Annotated in this window: 16 protein-coding genes; 5 read left to right on the forward strand and 11 right to left on the reverse strand. The window is 73.1% G+C overall.

Features of this window, described 5'->3' with window-relative positions:
- Positions 1–58: 58 nt before the first annotated feature.
- Both ABZX96_RS16525 and ABZX96_RS16530 read right to left on the reverse strand, forming a co-directional pair.
- Complete coding sequence (locus tag ABZX96_RS16525) at positions 59–1,453, reverse strand: pitrilysin family protein (RefSeq protein ID WP_355544488.1); 1,395 nt, start codon at positions 1,451–1,453, stop codon at positions 59–61.
- Complete coding sequence (locus ABZX96_RS16530) at positions 1,450–2,841, reverse strand: pitrilysin family protein (RefSeq protein ID WP_355544699.1); 1,392 nt, start codon at positions 2,839–2,841, stop codon at positions 1,450–1,452. Before ABZX96_RS16530 ends, ABZX96_RS16525 begins: the two co-directional genes overlap by 4 nt.
- Positions 2,842–3,510: 669 nt before the next feature.
- Here ABZX96_RS16530 and ABZX96_RS16535 point away from each other — a divergent pair.
- Entirely contained in the window at positions 3,511–5,955 is a 2,445-nt protein-coding gene (locus ABZX96_RS16535) for a DNA topoisomerase IV subunit A (RefSeq protein WP_355544491.1), read from the forward strand.
- Positions 5,956–6,132: 177 nt separating this feature from the next.
- Here the strand turns inward: ABZX96_RS16535 and ABZX96_RS16540 are convergent, their stop codons facing one another.
- Positions 6,133–7,263: a CobW family GTP-binding protein gene (locus tag ABZX96_RS16540; protein WP_355544494.1), complete on the reverse strand. Its 1,131-nt coding sequence runs from the start codon at positions 7,261–7,263 to the stop codon at positions 6,133–6,135.
- Between the two features lie 269 nt (positions 7,264–7,532).
- On the opposite strand from ABZX96_RS16540, the gene ABZX96_RS16545 reads away from it, so the two are divergent.
- The 3 genes from ABZX96_RS16545 (at position 7,533) to ABZX96_RS16555 (ending at position 11,253) form a co-directional block, all read left to right on the forward strand.
- Positions 7,533–8,453 (forward strand): sucrase ferredoxin, encoded by a 921-nt coding sequence (locus ABZX96_RS16545; protein WP_355544497.1) that lies wholly within the window; start codon positions 7,533–7,535, stop codon positions 8,451–8,453.
- 393 nt (positions 8,454–8,846) lie between these two features.
- Positions 8,847–10,523 (forward strand): sensor histidine kinase, encoded by a 1,677-nt coding sequence (locus tag ABZX96_RS16550; RefSeq protein ID WP_355544501.1) that lies wholly within the window; start codon positions 8,847–8,849, stop codon positions 10,521–10,523.
- A 55-nt stretch (positions 10,524–10,578) separates the two neighbouring features.
- Positions 10,579–11,253 carry a response regulator gene (locus ABZX96_RS16555; RefSeq protein ID WP_355544504.1) on the forward strand — a complete coding sequence of 225 codons (675 nt, stop codon included), beginning with the start codon at positions 10,579–10,581 and terminating at the stop codon, positions 11,251–11,253.
- A 129-nt stretch (positions 11,254–11,382) separates the two neighbouring features.
- Here ABZX96_RS16555 and ABZX96_RS16560 read toward each other — a convergent pair whose 3' ends face one another.
- The 3 genes from ABZX96_RS16560 to ABZX96_RS16570 all read right to left on the reverse strand — a co-directional run bounded on the left by ABZX96_RS16560 (position 11,383) and on the right by ABZX96_RS16570 (position 16,222).
- Positions 11,383–13,089 carry a cation acetate symporter gene (locus ABZX96_RS16560; protein ID WP_355544507.1) on the reverse strand — a complete coding sequence of 569 codons (1,707 nt, stop codon included), beginning with the start codon at positions 13,087–13,089 and terminating at the stop codon, positions 11,383–11,385.
- Positions 13,086–13,562, reverse strand: coding sequence for a DUF485 domain-containing protein (locus ABZX96_RS16565; RefSeq protein WP_355544510.1), 477 nt, complete (start codon positions 13,560–13,562; stop codon positions 13,086–13,088). Before ABZX96_RS16565 ends, ABZX96_RS16560 begins: the two co-directional genes overlap by 4 nt.
- Positions 13,563–14,101: 539 nt before the next feature.
- Entirely contained in the window at positions 14,102–16,222 is a 2,121-nt protein-coding gene (locus ABZX96_RS16570) for a DNA topoisomerase IV subunit B (protein WP_355544513.1), read from the reverse strand.
- 443 nt (positions 16,223–16,665) lie between these two features.
- On the opposite strand from ABZX96_RS16570, the gene ABZX96_RS16575 reads away from it, so the two are divergent.
- Positions 16,666–16,896 carry a hypothetical protein gene (locus ABZX96_RS16575; protein ID WP_345086881.1) on the forward strand — a complete coding sequence of 77 codons (231 nt, stop codon included), beginning with the start codon at positions 16,666–16,668 and terminating at the stop codon, positions 16,894–16,896.
- A gap of 150 nt (positions 16,897–17,046) precedes the next feature.
- Here the strand turns inward: ABZX96_RS16575 and ABZX96_RS16580 are convergent, their stop codons facing one another.
- The 5 genes from ABZX96_RS16580 to ABZX96_RS16600 all read right to left on the reverse strand — a co-directional run bounded on the left by ABZX96_RS16580 (position 17,047) and on the right by ABZX96_RS16600 (position 25,910).
- On the reverse strand, positions 17,047–17,859 hold the full coding sequence (locus ABZX96_RS16580; protein WP_355544516.1) for a serine protease: 813 nt from the start codon (positions 17,857–17,859) through the stop codon (positions 17,047–17,049).
- Between the two features lie 185 nt (positions 17,860–18,044).
- The gene (locus ABZX96_RS16585) at positions 18,045–19,595 is read right to left on the reverse strand and encodes an RNA polymerase sigma factor (protein WP_355544519.1); all 1,551 of its coding nucleotides are present in this window, start codon (positions 19,593–19,595) and stop codon (positions 18,045–18,047) included.
- 1,463 nt (positions 19,596–21,058) lie between these two features.
- A complete protein-coding gene (locus ABZX96_RS16590) occupies positions 21,059–22,048 on the reverse strand; it encodes an FCD domain-containing protein (protein WP_355544522.1) in 990 nt (329 codons plus the stop codon).
- Between the two features lie 122 nt (positions 22,049–22,170).
- Positions 22,171–24,939 (reverse strand): ATP-binding cassette domain-containing protein, encoded by a 2,769-nt coding sequence (locus tag ABZX96_RS16595; protein WP_355544525.1) that lies wholly within the window; start codon positions 24,937–24,939, stop codon positions 22,171–22,173.
- Between the two features lie 209 nt (positions 24,940–25,148).
- On the reverse strand, positions 25,149–25,910 hold the full coding sequence (locus tag ABZX96_RS16600; RefSeq protein WP_355544528.1) for an NUDIX domain-containing protein: 762 nt from the start codon (positions 25,908–25,910) through the stop codon (positions 25,149–25,151).
- Positions 25,911–25,944: the final 34 nt, after the last annotated feature.

Consider the following 25,944-nt stretch of genomic DNA (forward strand, 5'->3'; position numbering starts at 1 on the left):
CCGAGAAGCACCACGGGGCCCCGGCGCCCGCGCGGTCGTGCCGCGGGCCGGCCCGGTGTCAGCCGCCGACGACCGTCACCTCGCCGATGCCGAGCGCCTTCACCGGCTCGGCGATCCGCGCCGCGTCCCCGACCAGGACCGTGACCAGCCGGTCCACCGGGAAGGCGTTGACGACGGCGGCGGTCGCCTCGACCGTGCCGGTCTCCGCGAGGCGGGCGTACAGCCGCGCCTGGAAGTCGTCGGGGAGGTGCTGCTCCACCTGGTCGGCGAGCGTCCCGGCGACCGCCGCGGCGGTCTCGTACTTCAGGGGCGCGACGCCCACCAGGTTCTGCACCGCGACGTCCCGCTCGGCGTCGGTCAGCCCCTCGGCCGCCAGCGTCCGCAGCACCTGCCACAGGTCCGCGAGCGCGGGCCCGGTGGACTCGGTGTCCACCGAGCCGCTGATGGCCAGCAGCGCGGCGCCGGAGCCGTCCTCCGCGGAGCGCAGCACCTGGCCGAAGGCCCGCACGCCGTAGGTGTAGCCCTTCTCCTCGCGCAGCACGCGGTCCAGGCGGGAGGTGAGCGTGCCGCCCAGGCAGTACGTGCCGAGCACCTGGGCGGGCCAGACGCGGTCGTGCCGGTCGGCGCCGACGCGGCCGATGAGGAGCTGGGTCTGGACGGCGCCGGGGCGGTCCACGATCACTACGCGGCCGGTGTCGTCGGCGGTGATGGGCGTGGGGCGCACGGGCGCGGCGGGCGAGCCGGTCCACGCGCCGAGGGTGTCGGCGAGCGCCGCGTCCAGGTCGATGCCGGTGAAGTCGCCGACGACCACGGCGGTGGCGGTGGCGGGGCGGACGTGCGCCTCGTAGAAGGCGCGGACGGCCGCCGCGTCGATGCGCTCGACCGTCTCCTGGGTGCCCTGGCGGGGCCGGGAGAGCCGGGACCCGGCGGGGAACAGCTCCTTGGAGAGGGCCATCGAGGCGCGGCGCCCCGGGTTGGCCAGCTCGTGCGGGATCTCGTCGAGGCGGTTGCGGACCAGCCGCTCGACCTCGCCGTCCTGGAAGGCGGGGGCGCGCAGCGCGTCGGCGAGCAGGCCGAGCGCCGCCTCCAGGCGGGAGGCCGGCACTTCGAGGGACACCCGGACGCCGGCGTGGTCGGCGTGCGCGTCCAAAGTGGCGCCGCACCGCTCCAGTTCGGCCGCGAACTCCTCGGCGTCGTGCTTGTCGGTGCCCTCCGACAGGGCGCGCGCCATGATCGTGGCGACGCCGTCCAGGCCCTCGGGCTCCGCGTCCAGAGGGGCGAGGAGGTTGATCTCGACGGCGACCACCCGCTGGCCGGGGCGGTGGCTGCGCAGCACCGTCAGGCCGTTGGGGAGTTCGCCGCGCTCGGGGGCCGGGAAGGCCCACGGCTTGGGCGCGCCGCCCTCGGGCCGCGGGTGGAAGGTCATGGTGGTGCTGATCGCGGCGTCGCTCACTGGGCCGTCTCCTTCTCGTCGTGACGGTCACCGGCGGCGTCCCCGGCGGCCTCGTCGGCGGTCTCGTCGGTCGCGGTGGGCCCCTCGGACGGGTCCGTCGGCTCGTAGACGAGGACCGCGCGGTTGTCGGGGCGCAGCCGGGCCTTGGCGATCTCCTGGACCTCCTCGGCCGTGACGTCCAGGACGCGCTGGACGGCGGTCAGGGCGAGCTGCGGGTCGCCGAAGAGCACCGCGTAGCGGCACAGCTCGTCGGCCCGGCCGCTGACCGTGGCGAGCCGGTCCAGCCACTCGCGCTCCAGCTGGGCCTGCGCGCGCTCCATCTCCTGCGGGGTGGGGCCCTCGGCGGCGAAGCGGGCCAGTTCCTCGTCCACCGCCGTCTCGATGGCGGGCACCTCCACGCCACCGGAGGTCTTCACGTCCAGCCAGCCGAGCGACGGCGCGCCGGCCAGCCGCAGCAGGCCGAACCCGGCCGCCACGGCGGTGCGGTCCCGGCGGACCAGGCGGTTGTAGAGGCGGGAGGACTCGCCGCCGCCCAGGATCGTCAGCGCCAGGTCGGCGGCGTCCGCCTCCCGGGTGCCGTCGTGCGGCAGCCGGTAGGCGGCCATCAGGGCGCGGGAGGGCACCTCCTCCTCGACGACCTCGCGGAGCTGGGCGCCCATGACGTCGGGCAGCGAGCCGTCGCGGGGCGGCTGCTTGCCGTCGTGCGCCGGGATGGAGCCGAAGTACTTCTCGATCCAGGCGAGCGTCTGCTCGGGGTCGATGTCGCCGACGACCGACAGGACGGCGTTGTTGGGCGCGTAGTAGGTACGGAAGAACGCCCGCGCGTCCTCCAGGGAGGCGGCGTCCAGGTCGGCCATCGACCCGATGGGCGTGTGGTGGTACGGGTGGCCCTCCGGGTAGGCCATGGCCGTCAGCCGCTCGAAGGCGGTGCCGTAGGGCACGTTGTCGTACCGCTGGCGGCGCTCGTTCTTGACGACGTCCCGCTGGTTCTCCAGCGACTCCTCGTCCAGCGCGGTCAGCAAGGAGCCCATCCGGTCGGCCTCCAGCCACAGCGCGAGCTCCAGCTGGTGGGCGGGCATGGTCTCGAAGTAGTTGGTGCGCTCGAAGCTCGTGGTGCCGTTCAGCGAGCCGCCGGCGCCCTGGACGAGTTCGAAGTGGCCGTTGCCCTCGACCTGGGCGGAGCCCTGGAACATCAGGTGCTCGAAGAGGTGAGCCAGGCCGGTACGGCCCTTGACCTCGTGTCGGGAGCCGACGTCGTACCAGAGGCAGACCGCGGCGACCGGGGTCAGGTGGTCTTCGGAGAGCACCACGCGCAGGCCGTTGGCCAGCCGGTGCTCGGTCGCTGTCAGGCCGCCTGCGCCGGCTTGTTCTGTGGCCGTGTGACCCATGGGCATGTACGTCCCTTCGATCCGCTTGCGAGGAAGTTCTGTCACTGTATGCAAGCGGATCGGTCCCTGGCGAAGTTCCCGGCGGACCGGCCCGCCGGTGCGCCGCGACAGGCGTTCGCCCGCGGGGCCCGGGGAGGTCGCCGGGGCCCGGCGGCGGGTGCGGGTGCGCGGGGGCTGGGTGGGCCTCCGGTGTCCCGTGAGGGGCGTTCGCGCGCCGGGACGGGGTGACGGGGCTCCGCCGCGGGCACGCGCCCCCGGGGCCGGGGCGGGCTTCCGGAGCGCCGTGACAGCCGTTCGTCCGCCGGGCCGGGGAAGGGCGACGAGCCTCCGCCACGGCCATGCGTACCCGCGACCGGAGCGGGCTCCCGGAGCCCCGCGAGAGCCGTTCGCACCCCGGCCCGGGGAGGGTCGCGGTCCGTGTTGTCAGTGCGGCGGTCCACAATGGTCCGCGTCGGACACATCCGCGTCCATGCCGTCAGACCCGGCCGGATGTGGCCGCAGACCACCAGTTGACCCCCCATCGGCCGCGGTCGGCCCCTCCGTCCGCGGCCCGCACCTCTCGGCGACACCGAGCCGATCGGCAGCCGGCGACAGCCGGGCCGGCCGGCGCCGGGCGCCGGCGGTAGCGACACGTCGGTAGCACACGCAGCAGAAGGAGCCGCAGCCGCGATGGCCCGCCGCAGCACGAAGACCCCGCCGCCGGACGACTTCGAGGAGAGGATCCTCGACATCGACGTCGTCGACGAGATGCAGGGTTCCTTCCTTGAATACGCGTATTCGGTCATCTACTCCCGAGCCCTGCCGGACGCCCGGGACGGCCTCAAGCCCGTGCAGCGCCGCATCCTCTACCAGATGAACGAGATGGGCCTGCGCCCCGAGCGCGGCTACGTCAAGTGCGCCCGCGTCGTCGGCGAGGTGATGGGCAAGCTGCACCCGCACGGCGACGCCTCCATCTACGACGCGCTGGTGCGCATGGCGCAGCCGTTCTCCATGCGGGTTCCCCTGGTGGACGGCCACGGCAACTTCGGCTCCCTGGGCAACGACGACCCGCCGGCGGCCATGCGGTACACCGAGTGCCGGATGGCCTCGACGACGTCCCTGATGACGGAGTCCATCGACGAGGACACCGTCGACTTCGCGCCCAACTACGACGGCCAGGAGCAGGAGCCGGTCGCGCTCCCCGCCGCGTACCCGAACCTGCTGGTCAACGGCGCTTCCGGGATCGCGGTCGGCATGGCGACGAACATGCCGCCGCACAACCTCGGCGAGGTGATCTCCGCCGCCCGCCACCTGATCAAGCACCCGAACGCCGACCTCGACACGCTGATGCGCTTCGTGCCGGGTCCCGACCTGCCGACCGGCGGTCGCATCGTGGGCCTGGGCGGCATCCGGGACGCGTACGAGTCCGGGCGCGGCACGTTCAAGATCCGGGCCACCGTCGCGATCGAGAACGTCACGGCCCGCCGGAAGGGCCTGGTCGTCACGGAGCTGCCGTTCTCGGTCGGCCCGGAGAAGGTCATCTCCAAGATCAAGGACCTGGTGGGCGCCAAGCGCCTCCAGGGCATCGCGGACGTGAAGGACCTCACCGACCGCGAGCACGGCCTGCGCCTGGTCATCGAGGTCAAGAACGGCTTCAACCCGGAAGCCGTCCTGGAGCAGCTCTACAAGCTCACCCCGATGGAGGAGTCCTTCGGCATCAACAACGTCGCGCTGGTGGACGGCCAGCCGCTGACGCTGGGCCTGAAGGAGCTGCTGGAGGTCTACGTCGACCACCGCTTCGACGTGGTGCGCCGCCGCAGCGAGTTCCGGCGCGGCAAGCGGCGGGACCGCCTGCACCTGGTGGAGGGCCTGCTGACGGCCCTGGTGGACATCGACGAGGTGATCCGCCTGATCCGCTCCAGCGAGAACAGCGCCCAGGCCAAGGAGCGGCTGATCGACCGCTTCGGACTGAGCGACATCCAGACGCAGTACATCCTGGACACACCGCTCCGCCGGCTGACCAAGTTCGACCGGATCGAGCTGGAGTCGGAGCGGGACGAGCTCACCGCGGAGATCGAGCGGCTGACGAAGATCCTGGAATCGGACGCCGAGCTGCGCAAGCTCGTCTCCAACGAGCTGGCCGCGGTCGCCAAGAAGTACGGCACCGAGCGCCGCACCGTCCTCCTGGAGTCGGCGGGCGCGCCGGCCGCGGCGGTGCCGCTGGAGGTCTCCGACGACCCGTGCCGGGTGCTGCTGTCCTCCACGGGCCTGCTGGCCCGTACGGCGAACGGCGAGGTCTCCTTCGACGCCGAGGCCCGGCGCGTCAAGCACGACGTGATCGTCTCCGCGGTGCCCGCCACCACCCGCGGCCAGGTCGGCGCCGTCACGTCCCTGGGGCGGCTGCTGCGGCTGCCGGTGATCGACCTGCCGCAGCTCCCGGACACCGCCGCCGCGCCCAACCTCTCCGGCGGCGCGCAGATCTCCGAGTTCCTCACCCTCCAGGACGGCGAGGACCTGGTGTGCCTCACCACCCTCGACGAGTCCTCGCCGGGCCTGGCGCTCGGCACGGAGCAGGGCGTCGTCAAGCGCGTCGTCCCCGACTACCCCGCCAACAAGGAGGAGCTGGAGGTCATCACCCTCAAGGAGGGCGACCGGATCGTGGGCGCCGCCGAGCTGCGGACCGGCGAGGAGGACCTCGTCTTCATCACCAGCGAGGCCCAGCTGCTGCGCTACCCGGCGGGCCAGGTGCGCCCCCAGGGCCGCCCGGCGGGCGGCATGGCCGGCGTCAAGCTGGGACCGGACGCCAAGGTGATCTCCTTCACGGCGGTGGACCCGGCGGCCGACGCCGTGGTGTTCACCGTCGCCGGCTCGGACGGCACGCTGGTCGACGCGGGCACCGCCAAGCTCACCCCGTTCGACCAGTACCCGCGCAAGGGCCGGGCCACCGGCGGCGTCCGCTGCCAGCGGTTCCTCAAGGGCGAGGACCGGCTGGCCTTCGCCTGGGCGGGCGCCGCGCCGGCCCGCGCGGCGGACGCCAAGGGCGCCCCGGTGCCGCTCCCGGAGCCGGACCCGCGCCGGGACGGCTCCGGCGTGCCGCTGACGAAGCCGGTGGCGGTGGTGGCGGGGCCGGTGTAACCGACCGCGTCGTCCGTTCCGTTCCGTCAGGAGCCGGCCGACCCCCGCGCCGTTGCCGCGCGGGGGTCGGTGCCTGATCGCGGTCGTGCGCGCGGGGGTCCCTATGGGCGCTTCGGCGTAGCGCCTCCTACGGGTGCTCCGCGTAGAGCCCCCTACGGGTGCTCCGCGTAGAGCCCCCTATGGGCGCTCGGCGTAGGTCACGGGGTCGTACGGTTCGGGAGCATCCGGCCGCCCGTCGTCCTCGCCCGGGTCTTCCTCGGAGGAGGGTACGTACCGCAGGACGCCCCACATGCTGTTCGGGTCGGCCTCGGTGCGCGGCCCGGTCTCCCGGCAGCGCTCCAACGCCGCGCGGAGGCCCGCCGCGTCGATGCCGCTGCCGATCAGGACGAGCCGGGTGGCGGGCCGTTCGTCCCGCTCCCACGGGGACGGGTGGAAGCGCAGGAAGTCGCCGACGGCGTGGACGCCGAACTTCTGCCGGTTGCCGGGCACGTCGAAGTGGACGAACCCCTTGACGCGGTACAGCCCGGCCGGCCGGCTGTCGAGGAACTCCATGAGCCGGCGCGGATTCATCGGGTCGGACGAGGAGAACTCCACGCTCTCGTAGGCGGCGTGCAGATGGTGCCGGTGGGCGTCGTCCTCGTCCCCCGCGTCCTCCTCCTGGAAGAGGTCCTCGAAGGTGAGCTGGCGGACCGCCGCGTCGTCCTCCTCACGCGGCCGGCGGTCGAAGAACAGCTCCGGATCGACGCGCCCGTAGGCGGCACAGATCACGGGCGTGCCCGGACTCAGCTCGCCCAGCGTGCCGAGGAGCGCCTGCCGCTCCTCCTCCCCGATCCGGTCGGTCTTGTTCAGCACCACCAGGTCGGCGATCGACAGGTGGCGGTCGATCTCCGGGTGCCGGGCCCGGGTGGCGGCGAACTCCGCCCCGTCCACGACCTCGACCAGGCCGCCGTAGACGATCCTGTCGTTCTCGGTGGCCAGGACCATCCTGATGAGCTCCTGGGGCTCGGCCAGGCCGCTGGCCTCGATGACGATGACGTCGATCCGGGCCGAGGGCCGGGCCAGCCGCTCCAGGTAGGTGTCCAGTTCGCTGGTGTCCACCGCGCAGCACAGGCAGCCGTTGCCCAGCGAGACCATCGAGTCGACCTGGCCGGCGACGGTCATCGCGTCGATCTCGATGCTGCCGAAGTCGTTCACGACGGCACCGATCCGGCTGCCCCCTCTCCGCCGCAGCAGGTGGTTGAGCAGGGTGGTCTTGCCGGAGCCCAGGAAACCCGCGAGCACGATGACCGGGATCCGTTGCCTGGTCACTGGGGCGCCTCCATCGTCGGTGGGGTCGGTGGGGATGTCGGTGAGAGGTGGGGACGGTCTTGGACCGCCGGGGATGGTTTTGAACGGTCGAGGGGATGGGCTTGAACGGTCGGGGGGCGGTCTTGAACCGTCGGAGGACGGTCTTGAACGGTCGGGGACGGTCTTGAACCGTACCCAGCCGGGCCGGTCCGGGCCCGCGTGGGCCTCGCCGTTTCCGGAACACGGGGTTCTCCCTCCCCCACCGTCCTCGTCAGGTTAGGCTCACCTACGTGAGCACCTGCGCGACCGCCTCCCTCCAGTCGGCCGAGCCGGTGGCCGGGACCGCCGCCACCGCGCGGACCTGGCTGCTCATCGAACAGTCCGGCCCCTGGGGCGCACGCGCCCTGACCGACAGCCGCCTCGACCCCGCAACCGGCAGGGCGCTGGAGGCGGCGGCGGAGGGCACCGGCGTCCGCGTCGCCCTGATACGCCGCCCCGGCCGGCACGCCGACGACCAGGACGCGCGCCGACGCGTCTTCCTCGCGCACACCGCCCCGGGCCGCTCCTGGATCCGCACGGCCACCGTCGACGCCCCGGAGCAGCTGCTCGACCTGGACTTCCCCGCGCTCGGAGCCGGCGACCACGGCGGGCTGTACGAGCCGTACGCCGGCGACCCCCTGGTCCTGGTGTGCACCAACGGCAAGCGCGACCGCTGCTGCGCCCTCCTCGGCCGCCCGCTGGCCGCCGAACTCGCCGCCACCGGGGCCGAGGCGTGGGAGGTGACGCACATCGGCGGCCACCGGTTCTCGCCCACGCTCTTCGTCCTCCCGTACGGGTACGCGTACGGCAGGGCATCCGCCCACCTCGCCAAGGACGCGCTGGAGGCGGCGCGCGAGGGCCGGGTGACGCCGGACCACTGCCGTGGCCGCTCCACCTGGGAACGCCCCGCCCAGGCCGCCGACCTGGCCGTCCGCGAACTGATCCGGGAGGAGCGGGCGGACGCCCTCGACATCCTCGGCACCGCCCCCGTCACCTCCCCCACCGGGGCCACCGCGCCGCCCTCGTGGACCGTCACCGTCGGGCACCGCGACGGCCGTTCCTGGCGGGTGACGGTGGAACAGCGCGCGGACGGCGCCCCGTCCCCGGCGAGCTGCGGCGCCGCGGCACTGCCGCCCGTCCGTATGGCGGTGACCGCGATCCGCGCGGCGTAGCGGCCGGTCCGGCTCTTCGCGGGTGACGCCCCTACAGGAACACCGGCCCTGGAGCACGCACATGGGCGCGCCCCCGTCCCCACAAGCCGCCGTCCCACATGGCAGCAACCTCGATCACACCCCGGCACGGCGGCCGAACGTGCTTCGCGAGTGACGCCCCTTCAGGATCGCGGGCCCCTGGGCCTCCACATGGGCGCGTCCCGCCCCCGCGAGCCGCGGCGCCCGGCTCACATGGCGGGCGACCGCGATCACCCCGGCGCAGCGACAGAACGAGTTCCCCGAATGACGCCCCCTCAGCACCACCGACCCTTGGGCACGCGCGTGGCCGAGGCATGAGCACACCCCCCACCCCACCGACCACCCCCTCCACCCCCCGCCCTACTGTTCGCTTCCATGACCGCAAGGACGGACGAGGGCACCGCACCACCAGCCGCGCGCCGTGGCGGCGCGTCGGCGTGGCTGCCGCGCCCGGGGTGGCCGCGTCGGGTCTTCGCGCAGGTCCTGCTCGTCCAGCTCGCCATCACCACCGGCGTCACCGCCCTGGCGACCGGGCTGTTCCTCGCGCCCCTCAGCGGTGAGCTGGACGACCAGGCGATGCGCCGGGCGCTGGCCATCGCCCGGACCACCGCCACCCGGCCCGGCCTGGACGACGCGCTGCGGGGCACTCGGCCGGCGCCCGGCGGCCCGCTCCACCGGGAGGCCGAGGCGATCCGGCGCGCCACCGGTGCCGAGTACGTGGTGATCATGGATCGGCGGGGCGTGCGCTGGTCGCACCCCGACCCGCGCCGGATCGGCCGGCCGGTCTCCACCGACCCCTCCCCCGTCCTGTCCGGCCGCGAGGTCATGCAGATCGACGAGGGCACGCTCGGCCGCTCCGCGCGGGGCAAGGTGCCGCTGCGCGACGGGCGGGGCCGGGTGGTCGGCGCGGTCTCCGTCGGCATCGCGTACGAGAGCGTGCGGCAGCGGCTGCTCTCCACGGTGCCGGAGCTGCTCGCGTACGCGGGCGGGGCGCTGGCCGTCGGCTCCCTGGCCGCCTACCTCGTGGCCCGGCGGCTCCAGCGCCGCACCCACGACCTGGCCTTCTCGGACATCTCCGCGCTGCTCGCCGAGCGCGAGGCGATGCTGCACGGCATCCGTGAGGGGTTCCTCGCCCTCGACGACCGGGGCCGCATCCGGCTCATGAACGACGAGGCGCAGCGCCTGCTGGACCTGCGGCCCGAGGACACCGGGCGTCCCGTGGAGGCGGCGCTCCCGGCCGGCCGGACCCGCGACGTGCTGACGGGCCGGGTCCGCGGGGCCGATCTGCTCGCCGTCAGCGGGCAGCGCGTCCTGGTCGCCAACCGGATGCCCACGGACGACGGCGGGGCCGTGGTCACCCTCCGGGACCGCACCGAGCTGGAGCGGCTGGGCCGCGAGCTGGACGGCACCCGTGGCCTGATCGACGCCCTGCGCGCCCAGGACCACGAGCACGCCAACCGGATGCACACCCTGCTCGGCCTGCTGGAACTCGGGCTGTACGAGGAGGCGGCGGACTTCGTGACCCGGGCGGTGGGGGTCCACCGGGCCACGGCGGAGCAGGTGACCGAACGCGTCCGTGATCCGCTGCTGGCCTCCCTCCTGGTCGGCAAGGCCATCGTCGCCGCCGAACGCGGGGTCGCGCTGACGATCTCCCCCGGCAGCGACCTGCCCGACCGGCTGGTGGACCCGCACGACCTCGTCACCGTGCTCGGCAACCTCCTCGACAACGCGCTGGACGCCACCGCCGGGCGGCCCGGCGCCCGGATCGAGGTGGAGCTGCGGGCGGAGGGCCGCGCCGCCCTCGTCCAGGTCCGCGACAACGGCCCCGGTGTCCCGGAGTCCGCCCGCGAGGAGATCTTCACCGAGGGCTGGACGACGAAGGAACCGCCCGCCCACGGGCGTCGCGGCATCGGCCTGGCCCTGGTGCGCCGCCTCGCCGAGCGGTACGGGGGCGGTGCTCGGGTGGGCGGACGTCCCGGCGGCGGCGCGGTGTTCACCGTCACGCTGCCCGACGCGCTCGGCGCCGACGCCCCCGAGGAGACGGCCCGGTGAGTGCCTCTCAGGATCCCCGCAGAAGCCGCCCCACGCACCCCGGGAGGGACAGCACATGATCGACGTCCTGGTCGTGGACGACGACCTCCACGTGGCCCGGATCAACGCGGCGTACGTCGCCAAGGTCCCGGGTTTCCGCGTCGTGTCCGTGGCCCATACGGCCGCCGAGGCGCTGACCGCGCTGGAGACCCGCCCCGTCGACCTCGTCCTCCTCGACCACTACCTCCCGGACGGCACCGGGCTCCGGCTCGTGGCCGGGCTGCGGCAGCGCGGCCTGCACACCGACGTGATCATGGTGACGGCGGCCCGCGACATCGCCACCGTCCAGGCCGCCATGCGCCACGGCGCCCTCCAGTACCTGGTGAAACCGTTCACCTTCGCCGGGCTGCGGTCGAAGCTGGAGGCGTACGCGACGCTCCGCCGCACCTTCGAGGACGGCGGCCAGGCCGAACAGTCCGACGTGGACCGCCTCTTCGGGGCCCTGGGGTCGGCCGGCGCGGGCCCGGCGGAGCTGCCCAAGGGGCACTCCACGGCCACCGCCGACCGGGTCCGCGGCGTCCTGCGCGGCGCCGACGCCCCGCTGTCCGCCCAGGAGGTCGCGGCCCGCGCCGGCCTCAGCCGCCAGACCGCCCAGCGCTACCTCAAGCTCCTCGAACGCGCCGGCCGCCTCCGCCTCACCCTCCGCTACGGGGACACCGGGCGCCCGGAACACCGATACGAGTGGATCTGAGGGGGTCGGAGAGGGCACCTTGCGCCTGTCCCCCTCCGGAGTGGTCGGACGGTGCGCCGGAGGGCTCTGTGGGCGGGCAGGGCTGCCGTCCGGCGGCTGCCGCGGGCAGCCCCCCAAGCCAGTCGCCCCCTACACCGCCCCCGCCCCCGTCAGCGCCCGGACCTCCGTCTCGGCGTAGCGGGCCTCGTCCGCGCGGTGGCGGGAGGTCACCGTCCCGAGCCAGCCCATGAAGAAGCCGAGGGGGATGGACACCAGGCCGGGGTTCTGGAGGGGGAAGAGGTGGAAGTCCACAGTCGGGAAGAGGGCCTCGGGCGTCCCGGACACCACCGGCGAGAACACCACCAGCACGAGCGCCGGCAGCAGCCCGCCGTAGACGGCCCACAGCGCCCCCCGCGTCGTGAAACGGCTCCAGAACAGCGCGTACAGCAGGGCGGGCAGGTTCGCCGAGGCGGCGACGGCGAACGCCAGCCCCACCAGGAAGGCGACGTTCAGGTCCCGGGCCAGCAGCGCCAGCCCGATGGCGAGCCCGCCGACGCCGACCGCGGCCAGCCGCGCCACGGCCACCTCGTCCCGCCGCGCCCCGTCCGGTACGCGCCCGTGGCCGCGCTCCCCCGCCGCACGGCGCTGGGCGGGCACGGTCCGCCGCCCGCCGGGGCCCGTCCGCCGCCCGCGCCGTTCGATCCCGTGGGCCCGGCGTACGCGCCGCAGCGACGCGTACAGGTCGTGGGCGACCGACGCCGACGAGGCGAGGGTGATCCCCGCGACCACGGCCAGGATGGTGGCGAACGCCACCGCCGCCACCACCGCGAACAGGACCGTTCCGCCGGTGGACCCCGTGCCGCCCCCGAGTTCGAGCGCCAGCAGCGGCACGGCGGTGTTCCCGGCCGCGTTGGCGGCCCGTACGGCGTCGCTGCCCAGCACCGCCGCCGCGCCGAAGCCCAGCACGATCGTCATCAGGTAGAAGCCGCCGATCAGCCCGATGGCCCAGACGGCCGAGCGGCGGGCGGCGCGGGCGGTGGGGACGGTGTAGAAGCGGGACAGGATGTGCGGCAGCCCGGCCGTGCCGAGGACGAGCGCCAGCCCGAGGCTGATGAAGTCCAGCCGCGCCGTCCAGTCCCCGCCGTACCGCAGGCCGGGCGCGAGGAACGCGCCGCCGTGCCCGCTGCGCGCGGCGGCGGTGTGCAGTAGGGCGTTCAGGTCCCCGTGGAAGCGCAGCAGGACGAGAACGGTGAGCGCTCCGGCGCCGCCCATGAGCAGTACGGCCTTGACGACCTGGATCCAGGTCGTGGCCCGCATGCCGCCGCAGGCCACGTACACGACCATCAGGGCGCCCACCCCGATCACCGCCCAGGTGCGGGCGGGCCCGTCCGAGCCGCCGAGCAGCAGGCCCACCAGGCTGCCCGCCCCGACCATCTGCGCGACCAGGTAGAGCACCGAGACGGTGACGGACGCGGCGCCCGCCGCCACCCGCACCGGGGGGACCCGCATCCGGGCGGCGACCACGTCGGCCAGCGTGAACCGGCCGCAGTTGCGGACCAGCTCGGCGACGAGGAAGAGCACCAGCAGCCAGGCCACCAGGAAGCCCACCGCGTACAGCAGGCCGTCGTAGCCGAAGAGGGCGATCAGCCCGCAGATGCCGAGGAAGGAGGCGGCGGAGAGGTAGTCGCCGGCGATGGCGAAACCGTTCTCCAGGGGGGAGAACAGCCGCCCGCCCGCGTAGAACTCCTCCGCGGAGCCCTGCCGCCGGCGCCCCACCCAGGTGGTGATGCCGAGCGTCACGGCGACGAACGCGCTGAACAGGACGAGGGCCAGGATCTGGTGGTCGCCGACGGTCACCGGACGTGGCCTCCCATGAGTTCCTGGGCCTCCCAGCGGATGTCCAGCGCGGCCCGGTCCCGGCGCAGTCGCGCGTGCCGGGCGTATGCCCAGGTCAGCAGGAAGGTCGTGGCGAACTGCCCGAGCCCGGTCAGCATCGCGACGTTCAGCGCGCCCGCCACGCGGTGGGCCATCAGGCCCGGCGCGAGGGTGGCCGTCATCACGTAGGCGAGGTACCAGAGCAGGAAACCGGCGGTCGCGGGCGCCACGAACCGCCGGTAGCGACGCCGCACCTCCTGGAAGGCCGCCCCGCGCCGCACGGCCAGATAGACCTCGGCGGGCGGTTCGCCCCGGTGCTGCCGGCCGTGCCGGGCCGGAACCACTACCCGCTCAGGGCCCTCACCCTCGGCACCGCACCCCCACGCACGGACGCGCTCCGCCTGCCACGGGCCCACCGCCTCCTGCACGGCCCTTCGGCCCTCCTGCATGTCCATCGGACGCTCCTTGTCCACGACGCACCGTGACGTCGCCCTCTGTGTGTCGGGCGCGCTCAAGCATGGACAGACGGGGAAGATCCGGGACACTTCATTCCGCGTGCTTCACCCCATCAGGTGATGGACGGCCCGGACGTACGGGCTGGATCATCACCACAAGGCCCAGACCACTACGGAGAGCGACCACAAGGGCGCACAGAAACAGCCAACGCGACAGACGACGCCCCTACCGAGCGGAAACAGTCAACGCGGCAGACAGCCCCACACGGAACCGGCCAACGTGACGGGCAGCACCCTTTCCCGCGCACGGAAACGGCCAACCCGACAGGCGGCACCCCTCCCCGCGCACGAAAACGGCCAACCTGGCAGACGCCGCCCCTCCTCCCGCACCAAAACAGCCAACCCGGCAGACAGCACCCCTCCCCCGCACCAAAACAGCCAACGCGACGGGCGCCGCCCCTCCCCCACACAGGGAAGGAACGGCGCCCGGATGCCTCGATCAGGGAGGCGGGCCGACGCGGGGCGGGCCCGCGGGCGGCTCAGGTGTCGATCCGCGACCGGTCCATCGTCGCCGCCGAGTTCGTGATGAACTCCTTACGGGGCGCGACCTCGTTGCCCATGAGCAGGTCGAACGCCTTCTCGGCCGCCTCCAGGTCGCTGATGTTGATCCGGCGCAGGGTGCGGTGGCGCGGGTCCATCGTGGTCTCCGCGAGCTGGTCGGCGTCCATCTCGCCGAGGCCCTTGTAGCGCTGGATGCTGTCCTTGTAGCGGACCTTCTTGCGCTCCAGCTCCAGGAGCGTCTGCCGCAGCTCGTTGTCCGAGTACGTGTAGATGTACTTGTCCTGGCCCTTCTTGGGCTGGGTGAGCTCGATGCGGTGCAGCGGGGGCACGGCCGAGAAGACCCGGCCCTGCTCGACCATCGGGCGCATGTAGCGCTGGAAGAGCGTCAGCAGCAGGCAGCGGATGTGCGCGCCGTCGACATCCGCGTCCGCGAGGAAGATCACCTTGCCGTAGCGCGCCGCGTCGATGTCGAACGTCCGGCCGGACCCGGCCCCTATGACCTGGATGATCGCGCCGCACTCGGCGTTCTTGAGCATGTCCGACACCGAGGACTTCTGCACGTTCAGGATCTTGCCCCGGATCGGCAGCAGCGCCTGGAACTCGGAGTTCCGGGCCAGCTTGGCGGTGCCCAGCGCGGAGTCGCCCTCGACGATGAACAGCTCGCTGCGGTCCACGTCGTCACTGCGGCAGTCGGCGAGCTTGGCGGGCAGCGAGGAGGACTCCAGCGCCGTCTTCCGCCGCTGGGCCTCCTTGTGCTGCCGGGCCGCGATGCGCGTCCGGGCCGCCGCGACGACCTTGTCCAGCACCGCGCGGGCCTGCTGCTTGGCGTCCCGCTTGGTGGAGGTCAGGAACGCCTTGAGCTCCTTGGAGACCACCTGGGCCACGATCCGGGAGGCCGCCGAGGTGCCCAGCACCTCCTTGGTCTGCCCCTCGAACTGGGGTTCGGCCAGTCGCACGGTGACGACCGCCGTCAGCCCCTCCATCGCGTCGTCCTTGACGACGTCGTCCTCGGCGACGCGCAGCAGCTTGGCCCCGCGCAGCGCCTCGTTGACCGTCTTGGTCACCGCCCGCTCGAAGCCGGCGACGTGCGTACCGCCCTTGGGCGTGGCGATGATGTTGACGAACGACTTGATCGTCGCGTCGTAGCCGGTGCCCCACCGCAGCGCGATGTCCACGCCCAGCTCGCGGGTGACCTCGGTGGGCGTCATGTGGCCGCGCTCGTCCAGGACCGGCACGGTCTCCTTGAAGGTGCCCTGCCCGGTCAGCCGCAGCACGTCGCAGACGGCCTTGTCCTGCGCCAGGTACTCGCAGAACTCGCTGATACCCCCGTCGAAGCGGAAGGTCTCCTCCGACTTCCCCTCGCCCTCCAGACCCCGCTCGTCGCGCACGACGATCGTCAGCCCCGGCACCAGGAAGGCCGTCTGGCGGGCGCGGGCGTGCAGCGTCTCCAGGGAGAGCTTGGCGTCCTTGAGGAAGATCTGCCGGTCCGCCCAGTAGCGCACCCGCGTGCCGGTCCGCGTCTTGGGGACCCGCTTGCCCTTGAGCAGGCCGTTGCCGGGGTCGAAGGGGGCGTCCGGGCCGGTCTCGGTGAAGATCCCGGGCACGCCGCGCCGGAAGCTGATCGCGTGGGTCTTGCCGTCCCGGTCGACCTCGACGTCCAGCCGGGCGGAGAGGGCGTTGACCACGGAGGCGCCGACGCCGTGCAGACCGCCGGAGGCCGCGTACGAGCCGCCGCCGAACTTGCCGCCGGCGTGCAGCTTGGTCATGACGACCTCGACGCCGGACAGGCCGGTCTTGGGCTCGACGTCGACGGGGATGCCGCGGCCGTTGTCCCGGACCTCCACCGAGCCGTCGTCGTGGAGGATCACCTCGATGTGGTCGCAGTACCCGCCCAGCGCCTCGTCGACGGAGTTGTCGATGATCTCCCAGAGGCAGTGCATCAGGCCGCGGCTGTCCGTCGAGCCGATGTACATGCCCGGGCGCTTGCGGACGGCCTCCAGGCCCTCCAGGACGAGCAGGTGCCGCGCGGTGTAGTTGGATCCGTCCCGGTCTGCCCCGGTCAGCACTGCGGTGGACGGCACGGACATCTCGGCGGTCACGCGGTTCGCTCCTCGCTGAATTTCTGGAGGTCCGCGTTCCGCGGACCGGATTGTGGCGGTGTCGCCGCTCAGAGGGTACCGAGGCCCGGTAGAGCCGATGTGACGCCACCCGTAACCGTGCTCATGGTAGTAGAGTTTCGCTCGTACGTTCGATACCTCGATGGGGTGACTCCCCCGTGACGCACACATCACGTTCCCTTCGAGGCATGAACCATTTAGGCTCCGGGCACGTCCTCCTGAACAACCGGCAAGCCGGCCGGAACGACGAGGACCGCAGACCAACGAGAATCAGACCACCACGCACTACGGCTCATTCGCCGCCACCCGGCAACACCCGGCTTTCCCGAAAAAAATCTTCGGGAAAAGGCACGAGCGGGAACGTTTTCGGCCTGGTTGGATGTTGACCCTGGTACGACAGCTCGTCGAGCTAGAGAAGAGGCGACGTGACTACTGTTCTGACCCCCGCGAGCCCGCTGACGGCCGCTGACCGCTGTGACCGCTGCGGCGCCCAGGCATACCTGCGCGTCGTCCTGATGTCCGGCGGAGAACTGCTCTTCTGCGCCCACCACGGTCGCAAGTTCGAGCCAGAACTCAAGAAGATCGCCGCGGAAATACAGGACGAGACGGAGCGGCTGACCGCCTCTCCGGCGTCTGCGCCCGATGAGGAACGCTGACACATCGCATCCACGACGAGCGAGTAGCGGCTTAGAGGCCGTGCGACGGGCGATCCCCCGGTATCACCGGGAGATCGCCCGCACTCGTATTCCGCGCCGGTCACCCACCCGAATCCGGGCGGCCCCTCGCGGGCAGGGAAACCGGCCCGCTCAGCCGGCCCCGTGCGCCGTCACCAGACGCTGCACCGAGGAGATGCGCGTGTACACCCCGGGCTTGCCCGGCTCCCCGCAGCCGGCGCCCCAGGACACCAGCCCCACCAGCCGTCCGCGCGCCACCAGCGGTCCGCCGCTGTCGCCCTGGCAGGCGTCCCGGCCGCCGTTCTGCTCACCCGCGCACACCATCGAGGCCTTCCGGTACGTGCCGGTCGCGCTCCCCGGATACGCCTGCTCGCAGACCGCGTCCGCCAGTACCCGCACCCCCGCCGCGTGCAGGGTGTTCGCGTAGTCCCCATTGCCCGTGGTGTCGCCCCACCCGTAGACCGACGCCGCGGTGCCCGAGCGGTACGCGGCGTCACCCGCCCCCGCCATGGGGACGGCCCGGGCGTCCGCCACCGGCTCCGCCAGCGTGAGGACCGCCACATCACCCTCGTTCGTGCGGCTGTCGTAGTCCGGGTTCACCCAGACCTTCGCGGGCGGCAGCTCCTTCCCGTTCCGCGTCGTCATGTCGTTGCGCCCGACGACGATCCGCAGATCGCGCACCTGCTGCCACGGCACCCCCAGCACGTCCCGGCCCAGACAGTGCGCCGCCGTGACCACGGTCTTGCGGCCCACCAGGGCCCCGCCGCAGAACTGACCGGACCGCCCCGCGCCGAACCGCTCCCGGGACGCCAGAGCGACCGTCCAGGGGCTCTCGGAGACCTGGACCGGCGCTCCCCCCACCACCGATCCGTCGGCGCTCGCCACGGCCGGCACGGCGAGGACCAGCGCGAGGGCGCCGAGAGCTGCCCGGAGGTACGCACGCATACAGTCTCCTGACTCTGAGCTTGAGGATGTACACCCAGAGTGAATCAGCTCCCGGCCGCACGCATCCGGACGGCCACGCACACACACGCTCGAACGGCCACCCGCTCCGTACGGCCGCGGGCCCGGCCCCTCCGTGAGGAAGGGACCGGGCCCGCGATGGCCTTGAGGGCGGGTGCCCGCGGCCGTCAGTCCAGGTAGTCGCGCAGCACCTGGGAACGCGACGGGTGACGCAGCTTGGACATCGTCTTGGACTCGATCTGGCGGATGCGCTCACGCGTGACGCCGTAGACCTTGCCGATCTCGTCCAGCGTCTTCGGCTGGCCGTCGGTGAGGCCGAAGCGCATCGAGACGACACCGGCCTCGCGCTCGGAGAGGGTGTCCAGCACCGAGTGCAGCTGCTCCTGCAGAAGGGTGAAGCTGACCGCGTCGGCCGGGACGACCGCCTCGGAGTCCTCGATGAGGTCACCGAACTCGCTGTCGCCGTCCTCACCCAGGGGGGTGTGCAGCGAGATCGGCTCGCGCCCGTACTTCTGGACCTCGATGACCTTCTCGGGGGTCATGTCGAGTTCCTTGGCCAGCTCCTCCGGGGTGGGCTCGCGGCCCAGGTCCTGGAGCATCTGGCGCTGGACGCGCGCCAGCTTGTTGATGACCTCGACCATGTGGACGGGGATGCGGATCGTACGGGCCTGGTCGGCCATGGCGCGGGTGATCGCCTGGCGGATCCACCACGTCGCGTAGGTCGAGAACTTGTAGCCCTTGGTGTAGTCGAACTTCTCGACCGCGCGGATCAGACCGAGGTTGCCCTCCTGGATCAGGTCCAGGAAGAGCATGCCGCGGCCGGTGTAGCGCTTGGCCAGGGAGACGACTAGACGGAGGTTGGCCTCCAGAAGGTGGTTCTTGGCCCGGCGGCCGTCCTCCGCGATGATCTCCAGCTCGCGCTTGAGCTTGGGGGCGAGCTTGTCGGCGTTCGCCAGCTTGTCCTCGGCGAACAGACCGGCCTCGATGCGCTTGGCGAGCTCGACCTCCTGCTCGGCGTTGAGCAGCGGGACCTTGCCGATCTGCTTGAGGTAGTCCTTGACCGGGTCGGCCGTGGCACCGGCCGCGGCGACCTGCTGCGCCGGGGCGTCGTCCTCGTCCTCGTCGGACAGCACGAAGCCGGCGTTCTCGGTGCCCTCGGCCTCGGGCTCGCCGCCCTTGCCGGGCGCCGGCACGTCCTCCATCACCTCGTCGTCGAGCAGCTCGTCGACGTCCTTCTTCGCCGCCGTCTTCTTGGCGGTGGTCTTCTTGGCGGCGGTCTTTTTCGCGACCGTCTTCTTGGCGGCGGCCTTCTTGGCGACCGCCTTCTTCGCGGCCCCGCCCTCGGACTCGCCGTAGGCGCCGTCGCCGACCGAGGCGGCGGCGGTGGTGGTCTTCTTCACCGTGGCGGTCTTGGCCGCGACGGTCTTGGTGGCGGTGCGCTTTGCCGGACTCTTCGCTGCGACGCTCTTGCGGGTGCGCTTGGGCGCCTCTGCGGCACTGACCATCAGCGTCACACCCTCCTCGTCGAGGATCTGGTTGAGGCTGCGCAGAACGTTCTTCCACTGGGTTGGCGGAATCTGGTCAGCCTCGAAGGCCCGACGCACGTCATCGCCGGCGATCTGCCCATCTGCCTTTCCCCGCTCGATGAGCGCCATCACAGACTCGGACTCGGCGATCTCCGGCGGGAGCGTACGGGATGTGCTGGCCGACACGAACAACCTCTCGGAACGATGGGAACGGCTTCCGACCCCGTCCGTGGTGGACCGGAGTCGACGACCGCCGGCGGGGATGGACCGACGGCGCAGGGATGACCGGGGAGTTGGACAGCGTCCCAAACGCCGTCCGTATTCCTTCCTCGGCCATCACCTCTTAAGTCATCGCGCTTCCCCAAAGAGCGTTACGCCCAATCTGCGTGGCCCGAGTCACACCCCATAACGAGACATTCCCCTCCCTAGGGCACACAACCCTCCACCGGAGAGCACCGGGTTCCCCGTCCCCGGGCCGCCTGGCCCGCGCCGGGCCGTTCGTGCGGGCGGTTCGGGAGTGACGGGCGGAGGGAGCCGGCGGGAACGGCGGGTCTTCGGGGATGGCGTGCGGGAGCTAGGGGAAGAGACGGTTCCGCGGGTGCGAGAGCCGGGGGAAGCGCCGGTTCCGCGAGGGGAGTGCACTCCGGCCGGCCCGGGGTGTCCTGCTCCTCCCCTGTCCCGGCAGCTCGTGCGCGGCGTGTGCGGTGCGGGGTGCGCAGGGGCGCGTGGACGACGGGTTCGGGCTGCCGGGCGGCCCGCGCGCCGCGGCGGATTCCGGGCCCGGCCACGGGAAGCGGCCGGGGCTCGCGGGCCCGCCCGGAATGCCGTGCGTAGGGGAGGCGCTCGCGCTCGCCCCGATCGCCGGGGTTATCGGATCGTTCACCGCGTACGGATTCCCCTCCCCTGAGGGCGGGCCGGTTTCCGTACGCGCACCACTCCTTTCCGTACGCCTGCCGCTCCTTTGCCTATGGGTGCTCACGGGCTCCGGCCGATCCGCACGACTTCCCGGCCGAGTGACTTCGCGGTCTCATGGCTTCCCGGCCGCATGACTTCACGGCTTCCGATCCGTGCGGCTTCCAGCCCGCCTTCGGTGTTTTCGTTTTCGGCTCTGCCCGCGCGGTAATCAATGCCGCCCGCAGGTTTTCCGGTTTTCTTTCCTGTGCGTGCCGGTCCCCGCGCCGTCCTCGGCCTCGGACTCGGGGGACCGCTCGACGCGCGGGCAGGCCCGCTTCCCGGGCCGGGCGTCCGCACGGACCACGGCACCCCGTGGTGCCCGTCCGCGCGAACCACGACCGCTGGCGAGACATGGCCCCCACTGGCGCGATGATGCCTGTCGGTGTGCGGGTTCTGACAGTGAGTGATCGTCGTGTCGCATGTGGCTGCCGTACTCGGGCGGAGGGTGAGGATGTCGCGCGTGCGGGTCACCGCGGAACGGCGGTGGGCAACCAGCCGGAACGAGTCGGGCGAGGACGGGCCCGGTCACGGCGAAGCGGGTCGTACGAGGGTCGCGGCTCCCGCGCTCGTCCCGCCTCGGGCGCGGAGCTCTCCAGGGGCGACCGGTGTCCGCCGTGCCGCCCGAGGGCGCCCGGTGCGGCGCCCATGGGGGCGGGTTTCCGCGGGCGTGCCTCCATGGCGCGCGGCCGGACGGGCGGCGGTCAGTGCTCGCGCGGCGCGGGCACCACGTGGTCCGCGGGGGCGCCGGGGCCCTGCGCGCTGTCGCTGTGGGCGCTGAGGAGCTGGCGCATGGCGGCCTCGGCGCCCGCCGCGTCGCTGGCACCGATCGCGTCCACGATCCTCATGTGCTGGCCGACGGAGACTTCGGCCGGGCGCTCGCAGCCTCCTGCCGGGCCCCCGGAGACGTGGAGGGCTGAGGAGACGATGCCCGAGAGGTGTTCGAGCATCCGGTTGCCGGCGAGGTGCAGCAGCAGCGCGTGGAACTCGGTGTCGGCGCGGGTGAAGGTCAGGGTGTCACCCTGGGCGGCGGCGTGGCCCATGATCTCGACCATGTCGGCGAGGCGCTGCTGGATCTCCTCGCGGACCCGGCCCGCGGCGAGCCGGGCGGCGAGCGGCTCGATCGTCCAGCGCAGCTCGGACAGCTCGCGACGCTGGTCCTCGCGCTGCGGTCCGTACGCCCGCCACTCGATGATGTCGGGGTCGAGCAGGTTCCAGTCGCTCACCGGCCGTACCCGGGTGCCTACGTTGGGGCGCGCGCTGACCAGGCCCTTGGCCTCCAGCACGCGCAGGGATTCCCGGACGACGGTGCGCGAGACCTCGAACCGCTGCCCGATCTCCTCCGGCACCAGCGGGCGGTCGGCGCCCAGGTCGCCCGAGACGATCATCTGTCCCAGCTGCTGGACGAGTTGGCCGTGCAGGCCGCGGCCTCGGCTGCCCGCGGCGCGGCGGCCGACCCGCCCCATCTCCGCCTCGGAGCCCTCCCAGGCCGGCGAGACGCGGTCGGCGCGGTCGACGCCGACCGTGTTGGCGGCGTCGCCCGCGTTGGCGTAGGGGTAGCGGTCAAGCTCGCCCGGACCGGCGAGGCCGGAGTCGACGGGGCGAGCCGCGGTCATCATGGTGTGCGCAAGGGTACTCACGCATCCTTTGTCGGCGACACCCCGAACAGCCTTGAGGTCTTTGGTGAAAAGCACACGAAAGGGTGATCGCCCACAGCCTCCCAATTGACGCTTTATCGGAAAGAAATGGGCTTTAGCAGGGAAGTTCTGGACAGTTGCCGTGCTCGGCCGCCCATCGCGGCGACAGTCCGCAGCAGTCAGCGGGCCCTCTTGCACAACACCGTGACGGTATAGGCACAGACCAGAACCACGAGCGACAACAGGAGTGCGCCGCCGACCGGTTGGACAACCGGCCGCAGGACGGCCGACAGCCCCTGATCGGTTCCGGACGGCCAGCGCACCGGAGCCGCCGACGCCAGTCTCGCCGGCATGCCGGTCGCCGGCCGCGCGGCGGGGACGTCCCACACCCACCGCACCAGCGGAACGATCAGCAGCGGCACCGCCAGCACCGCGGCCAGCCCCAGCACCGTGGACCGGAACAGCCCGGCGGCCAGCACGCCGGCCCACGCGCACCCCACCAGCAGCGCCCCCCAGCCCGCCGCGAGCACCCACCAGTCCACCGGGCCGACCAGCGCCGCCGAACCGAACAGGCCCCAGACCGCCGCGCTGTCCAAGATCAACGCAACCATCCCGACGAGCACCGCGGCGACCCCGCTGACCAGCAGCTTCGCGGCGAGCAGCGCGAACCGCCGGGGGACGCAGCCCTGCTCCGGGGCGAGCACCGGGTACCGGAACTCCTGGCCGAAGGCGAGCGCGCCCATCAGCCCGGCGCCGACCGCGGCGGGCGGGAACGGCAGCGGGCGCGGCCAGCCGATCAGCGCCCGCGCGGGCTCCACGTTCCCGGCGTGGGCCAGCACCACGGCCAGCACGAGGGTGAGGGCGACCGCGGCGCCCCCTGCCAGGAGGCCGGTGCGGTCACTGGCGGCCCGGAGGAGTTCGTAACGCACCGGCCAGACGGGACCGGGCGCGGGCAGCCGCGGGATGACGTACCGCGCGGCGAGGGGCGAAAACGGGGGCGGGCCGGCGGGCCCCGACCGGGCATCCGAACGTGCTGCGGGGCCCGGGGCGATCGCCCCGTCGACGGCGGTGGGGGTGGGGGTGGGAGACTGCCGTCGGGGCGAGGTGGGCGTGTCCGGGGTGGAGGGGGCCTCGGTTTCCGTCGGTGGTGTTTCCGATGAGATCGACTGCGGTTCGGTGGGTTGAGGGCCGGGCTCCGAAAGGCGTTCCGGCGCGGGCCCGGGGACGGCTTCCGACGCGCGCTCCGGGGCGGGCTCCGGGACAGGCTGCGCGGCGCCCTCCGAAGCGGGCTCCGGGGCGGGTTGCGCGGCGACCTCCGAAGCGGGCTCGGGGACGGGCTGCGCGGCGGGCTCCGGGACAGGCTGCACGGCGACCTCCGAGACGGGCTCCGGGACGGGCTGCGCGGCGTCCTCCGCAGCGGGCTCGGGGACGGGCTGTTCGGTTGCCTCCGAGGCCGGGGACGCATCGGGGCCCGGCGCGTGCTCTGAGGCAGGCTCGGGAACGTGCTGCGTGGCAGCCGTCGAGACGGCTTCCGAGTCGGTCTGCGCGGCGTCCGCTGAAGCGGGCTCCGAGTCGGGCTCTGGCGCGGGCTCCGTTGTGGCCAGAAGACCGAGGGCGGAGGGCTGAGCCGAGAGCCGGCCCGCGCTCAGGGCGGGGGCCGGGTCCGGGGCGCCCTCGGGGGACCGTTCCGGCACGCGAGCCGGGCGGGAACCGGAAGCCGCAGGGGCCGCAGCGGCATCCGGTGCGGCCTCCGGGAAGAGCTCCCCGTGACGGGCGGGGCGGGAGTCGGCAGCCGAGGAAGAGGCGGCGGTGTCCGGCGCCGGGCACGACGGCGGCGCCGCGTCGGCCTCGTGGGCACGGGCGGCGCCGGTGCTCGCCGCGAACGGAGCGTCGCGCACCGCGCGGGCGGCGGAAACCCACGAGGGCACGGATCTCACTGACGCGCCCCGGCCGGTGACGGGAGCGGCCACCGGTTCGGCCCCGAGGCCTCCCATGGCGACGGGACCGGGCGCGGAGGGACGCCCGTCGGCGCGGGCCAGAGCCGTGACCGGTCCCGTGTAGCCGGTCTCCTCCGCGAGCCGGTGCACGAGGATCCCGTGCCGGAACGCGACCTCCCCGACCGCCGCGCACGTACTGCCGTACACCGCGATGCGGCTGCCGCTCTCCCGCACGACTTCGACGGAGCACCCGAGGGCGGGGTGCGCGTTTCGCGGCGACCGCTGCGACTCGTCGACGAGCAGCGCCGCGAGCCGCCCGGCCTGCGGCGACCGGACGACGACACGGGGACGCAGCCGGGTCCGGGCGAAGTCGGCCGCGTCCTGGTCCGCGACGAGCCGGCCCGCGTCGACGGTCACCACCCGATCGGCGCACCGCGCCGCTTCCTTCGCGTCGCGGGAGGTGAGGAGCACGGTGCCGCCCTGTTCCACGTAGCCGCGCAGCATGCCGTGCAGCCAGGCGGCCTCGCGCGGGGAGAGGCCGTCGGACGGCTCGTCGAGGAGGAGGGTGTGCGGGTCACCGAGGAGCGCGGCGGCCAGCCCCAGCCTGCGGTCCATCCCGCGCGACAAGGCGTCGAGCCTGTGATCGGCCAGGCCGCCGAGCCCGACCAGGTCCAGGACGTCCCCGGCCCGGTCCGCCGGCACCCCCGCCGCGGCTCCCAGCATCCGGAGCTGGCCGCGGGCCGTACGGGCCGGGTGACCGGGCACGTCGCCCAGGACGACGCCCAGCTCGCGGGCCGGATGCGACATCCGGTGGAACGGACGGCCGCGGAAGAGGGCGATGCCGCGCCCGCTCTGGAGGTGCAGCATCAGACGGAGCGCGGTGGTCTTCCCGGCCCCCCTGGCGCCCAGCAGGACGGTGATCCGGCCGGCGGGTGCCTCGAAGGTGAGGTCGTCGACCGCGCGGGGCAGACCGCGGCGGCGGTCGCTGGTCAGTCCGATCGCCTGGATCATCGTGTGCCTCGTGGAACGTGGGACCGTGCGGGAGCAGCGAAGAGGACAAGGAGTCGCACCCCGTCACGGTAACCCGCTATGTCCCTTTTGTGACGAATGGGAGCGCCTGCGGCGACCCTTCGTGTCCCCCTCCGCCCCCGGCATCTGACGGGGCGTCTCTTCACGGGGCGCCGCCTGACCGCCGGCCGGCCCCGAGGGGACCGCGAAGCTCAGATCTCCGGGCGCAGCATCGGCGGATTGAGCACCGTGGCGCCGCCCGCCCTGAACAGCTGGGCCGGGCGCCCGCCCTGACGGGTCGTCGTGCCGCCGGTGGGCACCAGGAACCCGGGGGTGCCGGTCACCTTGCGGTGGAAGTTGCGCGGGTCCAGGGCCACGCCCCACACCGCCTCGTAGACCCGTCGCAGCTCCCCCACGGTGAATTCCTGCGGGCAGAAGGCGGTGGCGAGCGAGGAGTACTCGATCTTCGAGCGGGCGCGCTCCACACCGTCCGCGAGGATGCGGGCGTGGTCGAAGGCGAGCGGGGCGGTCTGCTCCTCGTCGCGGACCAGACCGGTTTCCGGGGCGAGGAGCGCGTCCACGGGGGCCCAGCGCACGCTGCGCGCGTCACCACCCGCGCGCGGCGCCGGCAGGTCGGGAGCAAGCACCAGGTGAGCCACACTGACCACGCGCATACGAGGATCGCGCTTGGGGTCTCCGTACGTGGCGAGTTGTTCGAGGTGCGCCCCGTTGGCGGGCGGTGGGCCGGTCGGATGGGCGTGCAGGCCGGTCTCCTCGGCGAGTTCCCGGGCCGCCGCGGCCTCCAGGTCCTCGTCGGCCCGCACGAACCCGCCCGGCAGGGCCCATCGGCCCTGATACGGCGGCTCTCCGCGGCGCACGGCCAGTGCGCACAGCGCGTGCCGGCGGACGGTGAGGACGACCAGGTCGACGGTGACGGCGAACGGCGGGAAGGCCGACAGGTCGTAGGGAGGCATGCCGCGATCATAGTCGTCCTCCTGACGATAAACA

Origin of the sequence: Streptomyces sp. NPDC003077 (assembly GCF_040611095.1) — a bacterium.
GTDB lineage: Bacteria > Actinomycetota > Actinomycetes > Streptomycetales > Streptomycetaceae > Streptomyces.

What these genes read in the sequence shown, in the direction of transcription:
- ABZX96_RS16530 (WP_355544699.1), bottom strand. Translation starts at nt 2,841, where the DNA reads ATGGGTCACACGGCCACAGAACAAGCCGGCGCAGGCGGCCTGACAGCG.
- ABZX96_RS16535 (WP_355544491.1), top strand. Translation starts at nt 3,511, where the DNA reads ATGGCCCGCCGCAGCACGAAGACCCCGCCGCCGGACGACTTCGAGGAG.
- ABZX96_RS16550 (WP_355544501.1), top strand. Translation starts at nt 8,847, where the DNA reads ATGACCGCAAGGACGGACGAGGGCACCGCACCACCAGCCGCGCGCCGT.
- ABZX96_RS16555 (WP_355544504.1), top strand. Translation starts at nt 10,579, where the DNA reads ATGATCGACGTCCTGGTCGTGGACGACGACCTCCACGTGGCCCGGATC.
- ABZX96_RS16565 (WP_355544510.1), bottom strand. Translation starts at nt 13,562, where the DNA reads ATGGACATGCAGGAGGGCCGAAGGGCCGTGCAGGAGGCGGTGGGCCCG.
- ABZX96_RS16580 (WP_355544516.1), bottom strand. Translation starts at nt 17,859, where the DNA reads ATGCGTGCGTACCTCCGGGCAGCTCTCGGCGCCCTCGCGCTGGTCCTC.
- ABZX96_RS16595 (WP_355544525.1), bottom strand. Translation starts at nt 24,939, where the DNA reads ATGATCCAGGCGATCGGACTGACCAGCGACCGCCGCCGCGGTCTGCCC.
- ABZX96_RS16600 (WP_355544528.1), bottom strand. Translation starts at nt 25,910, where the DNA reads ATGCCTCCCTACGACCTGTCGGCCTTCCCGCCGTTCGCCGTCACCGTC.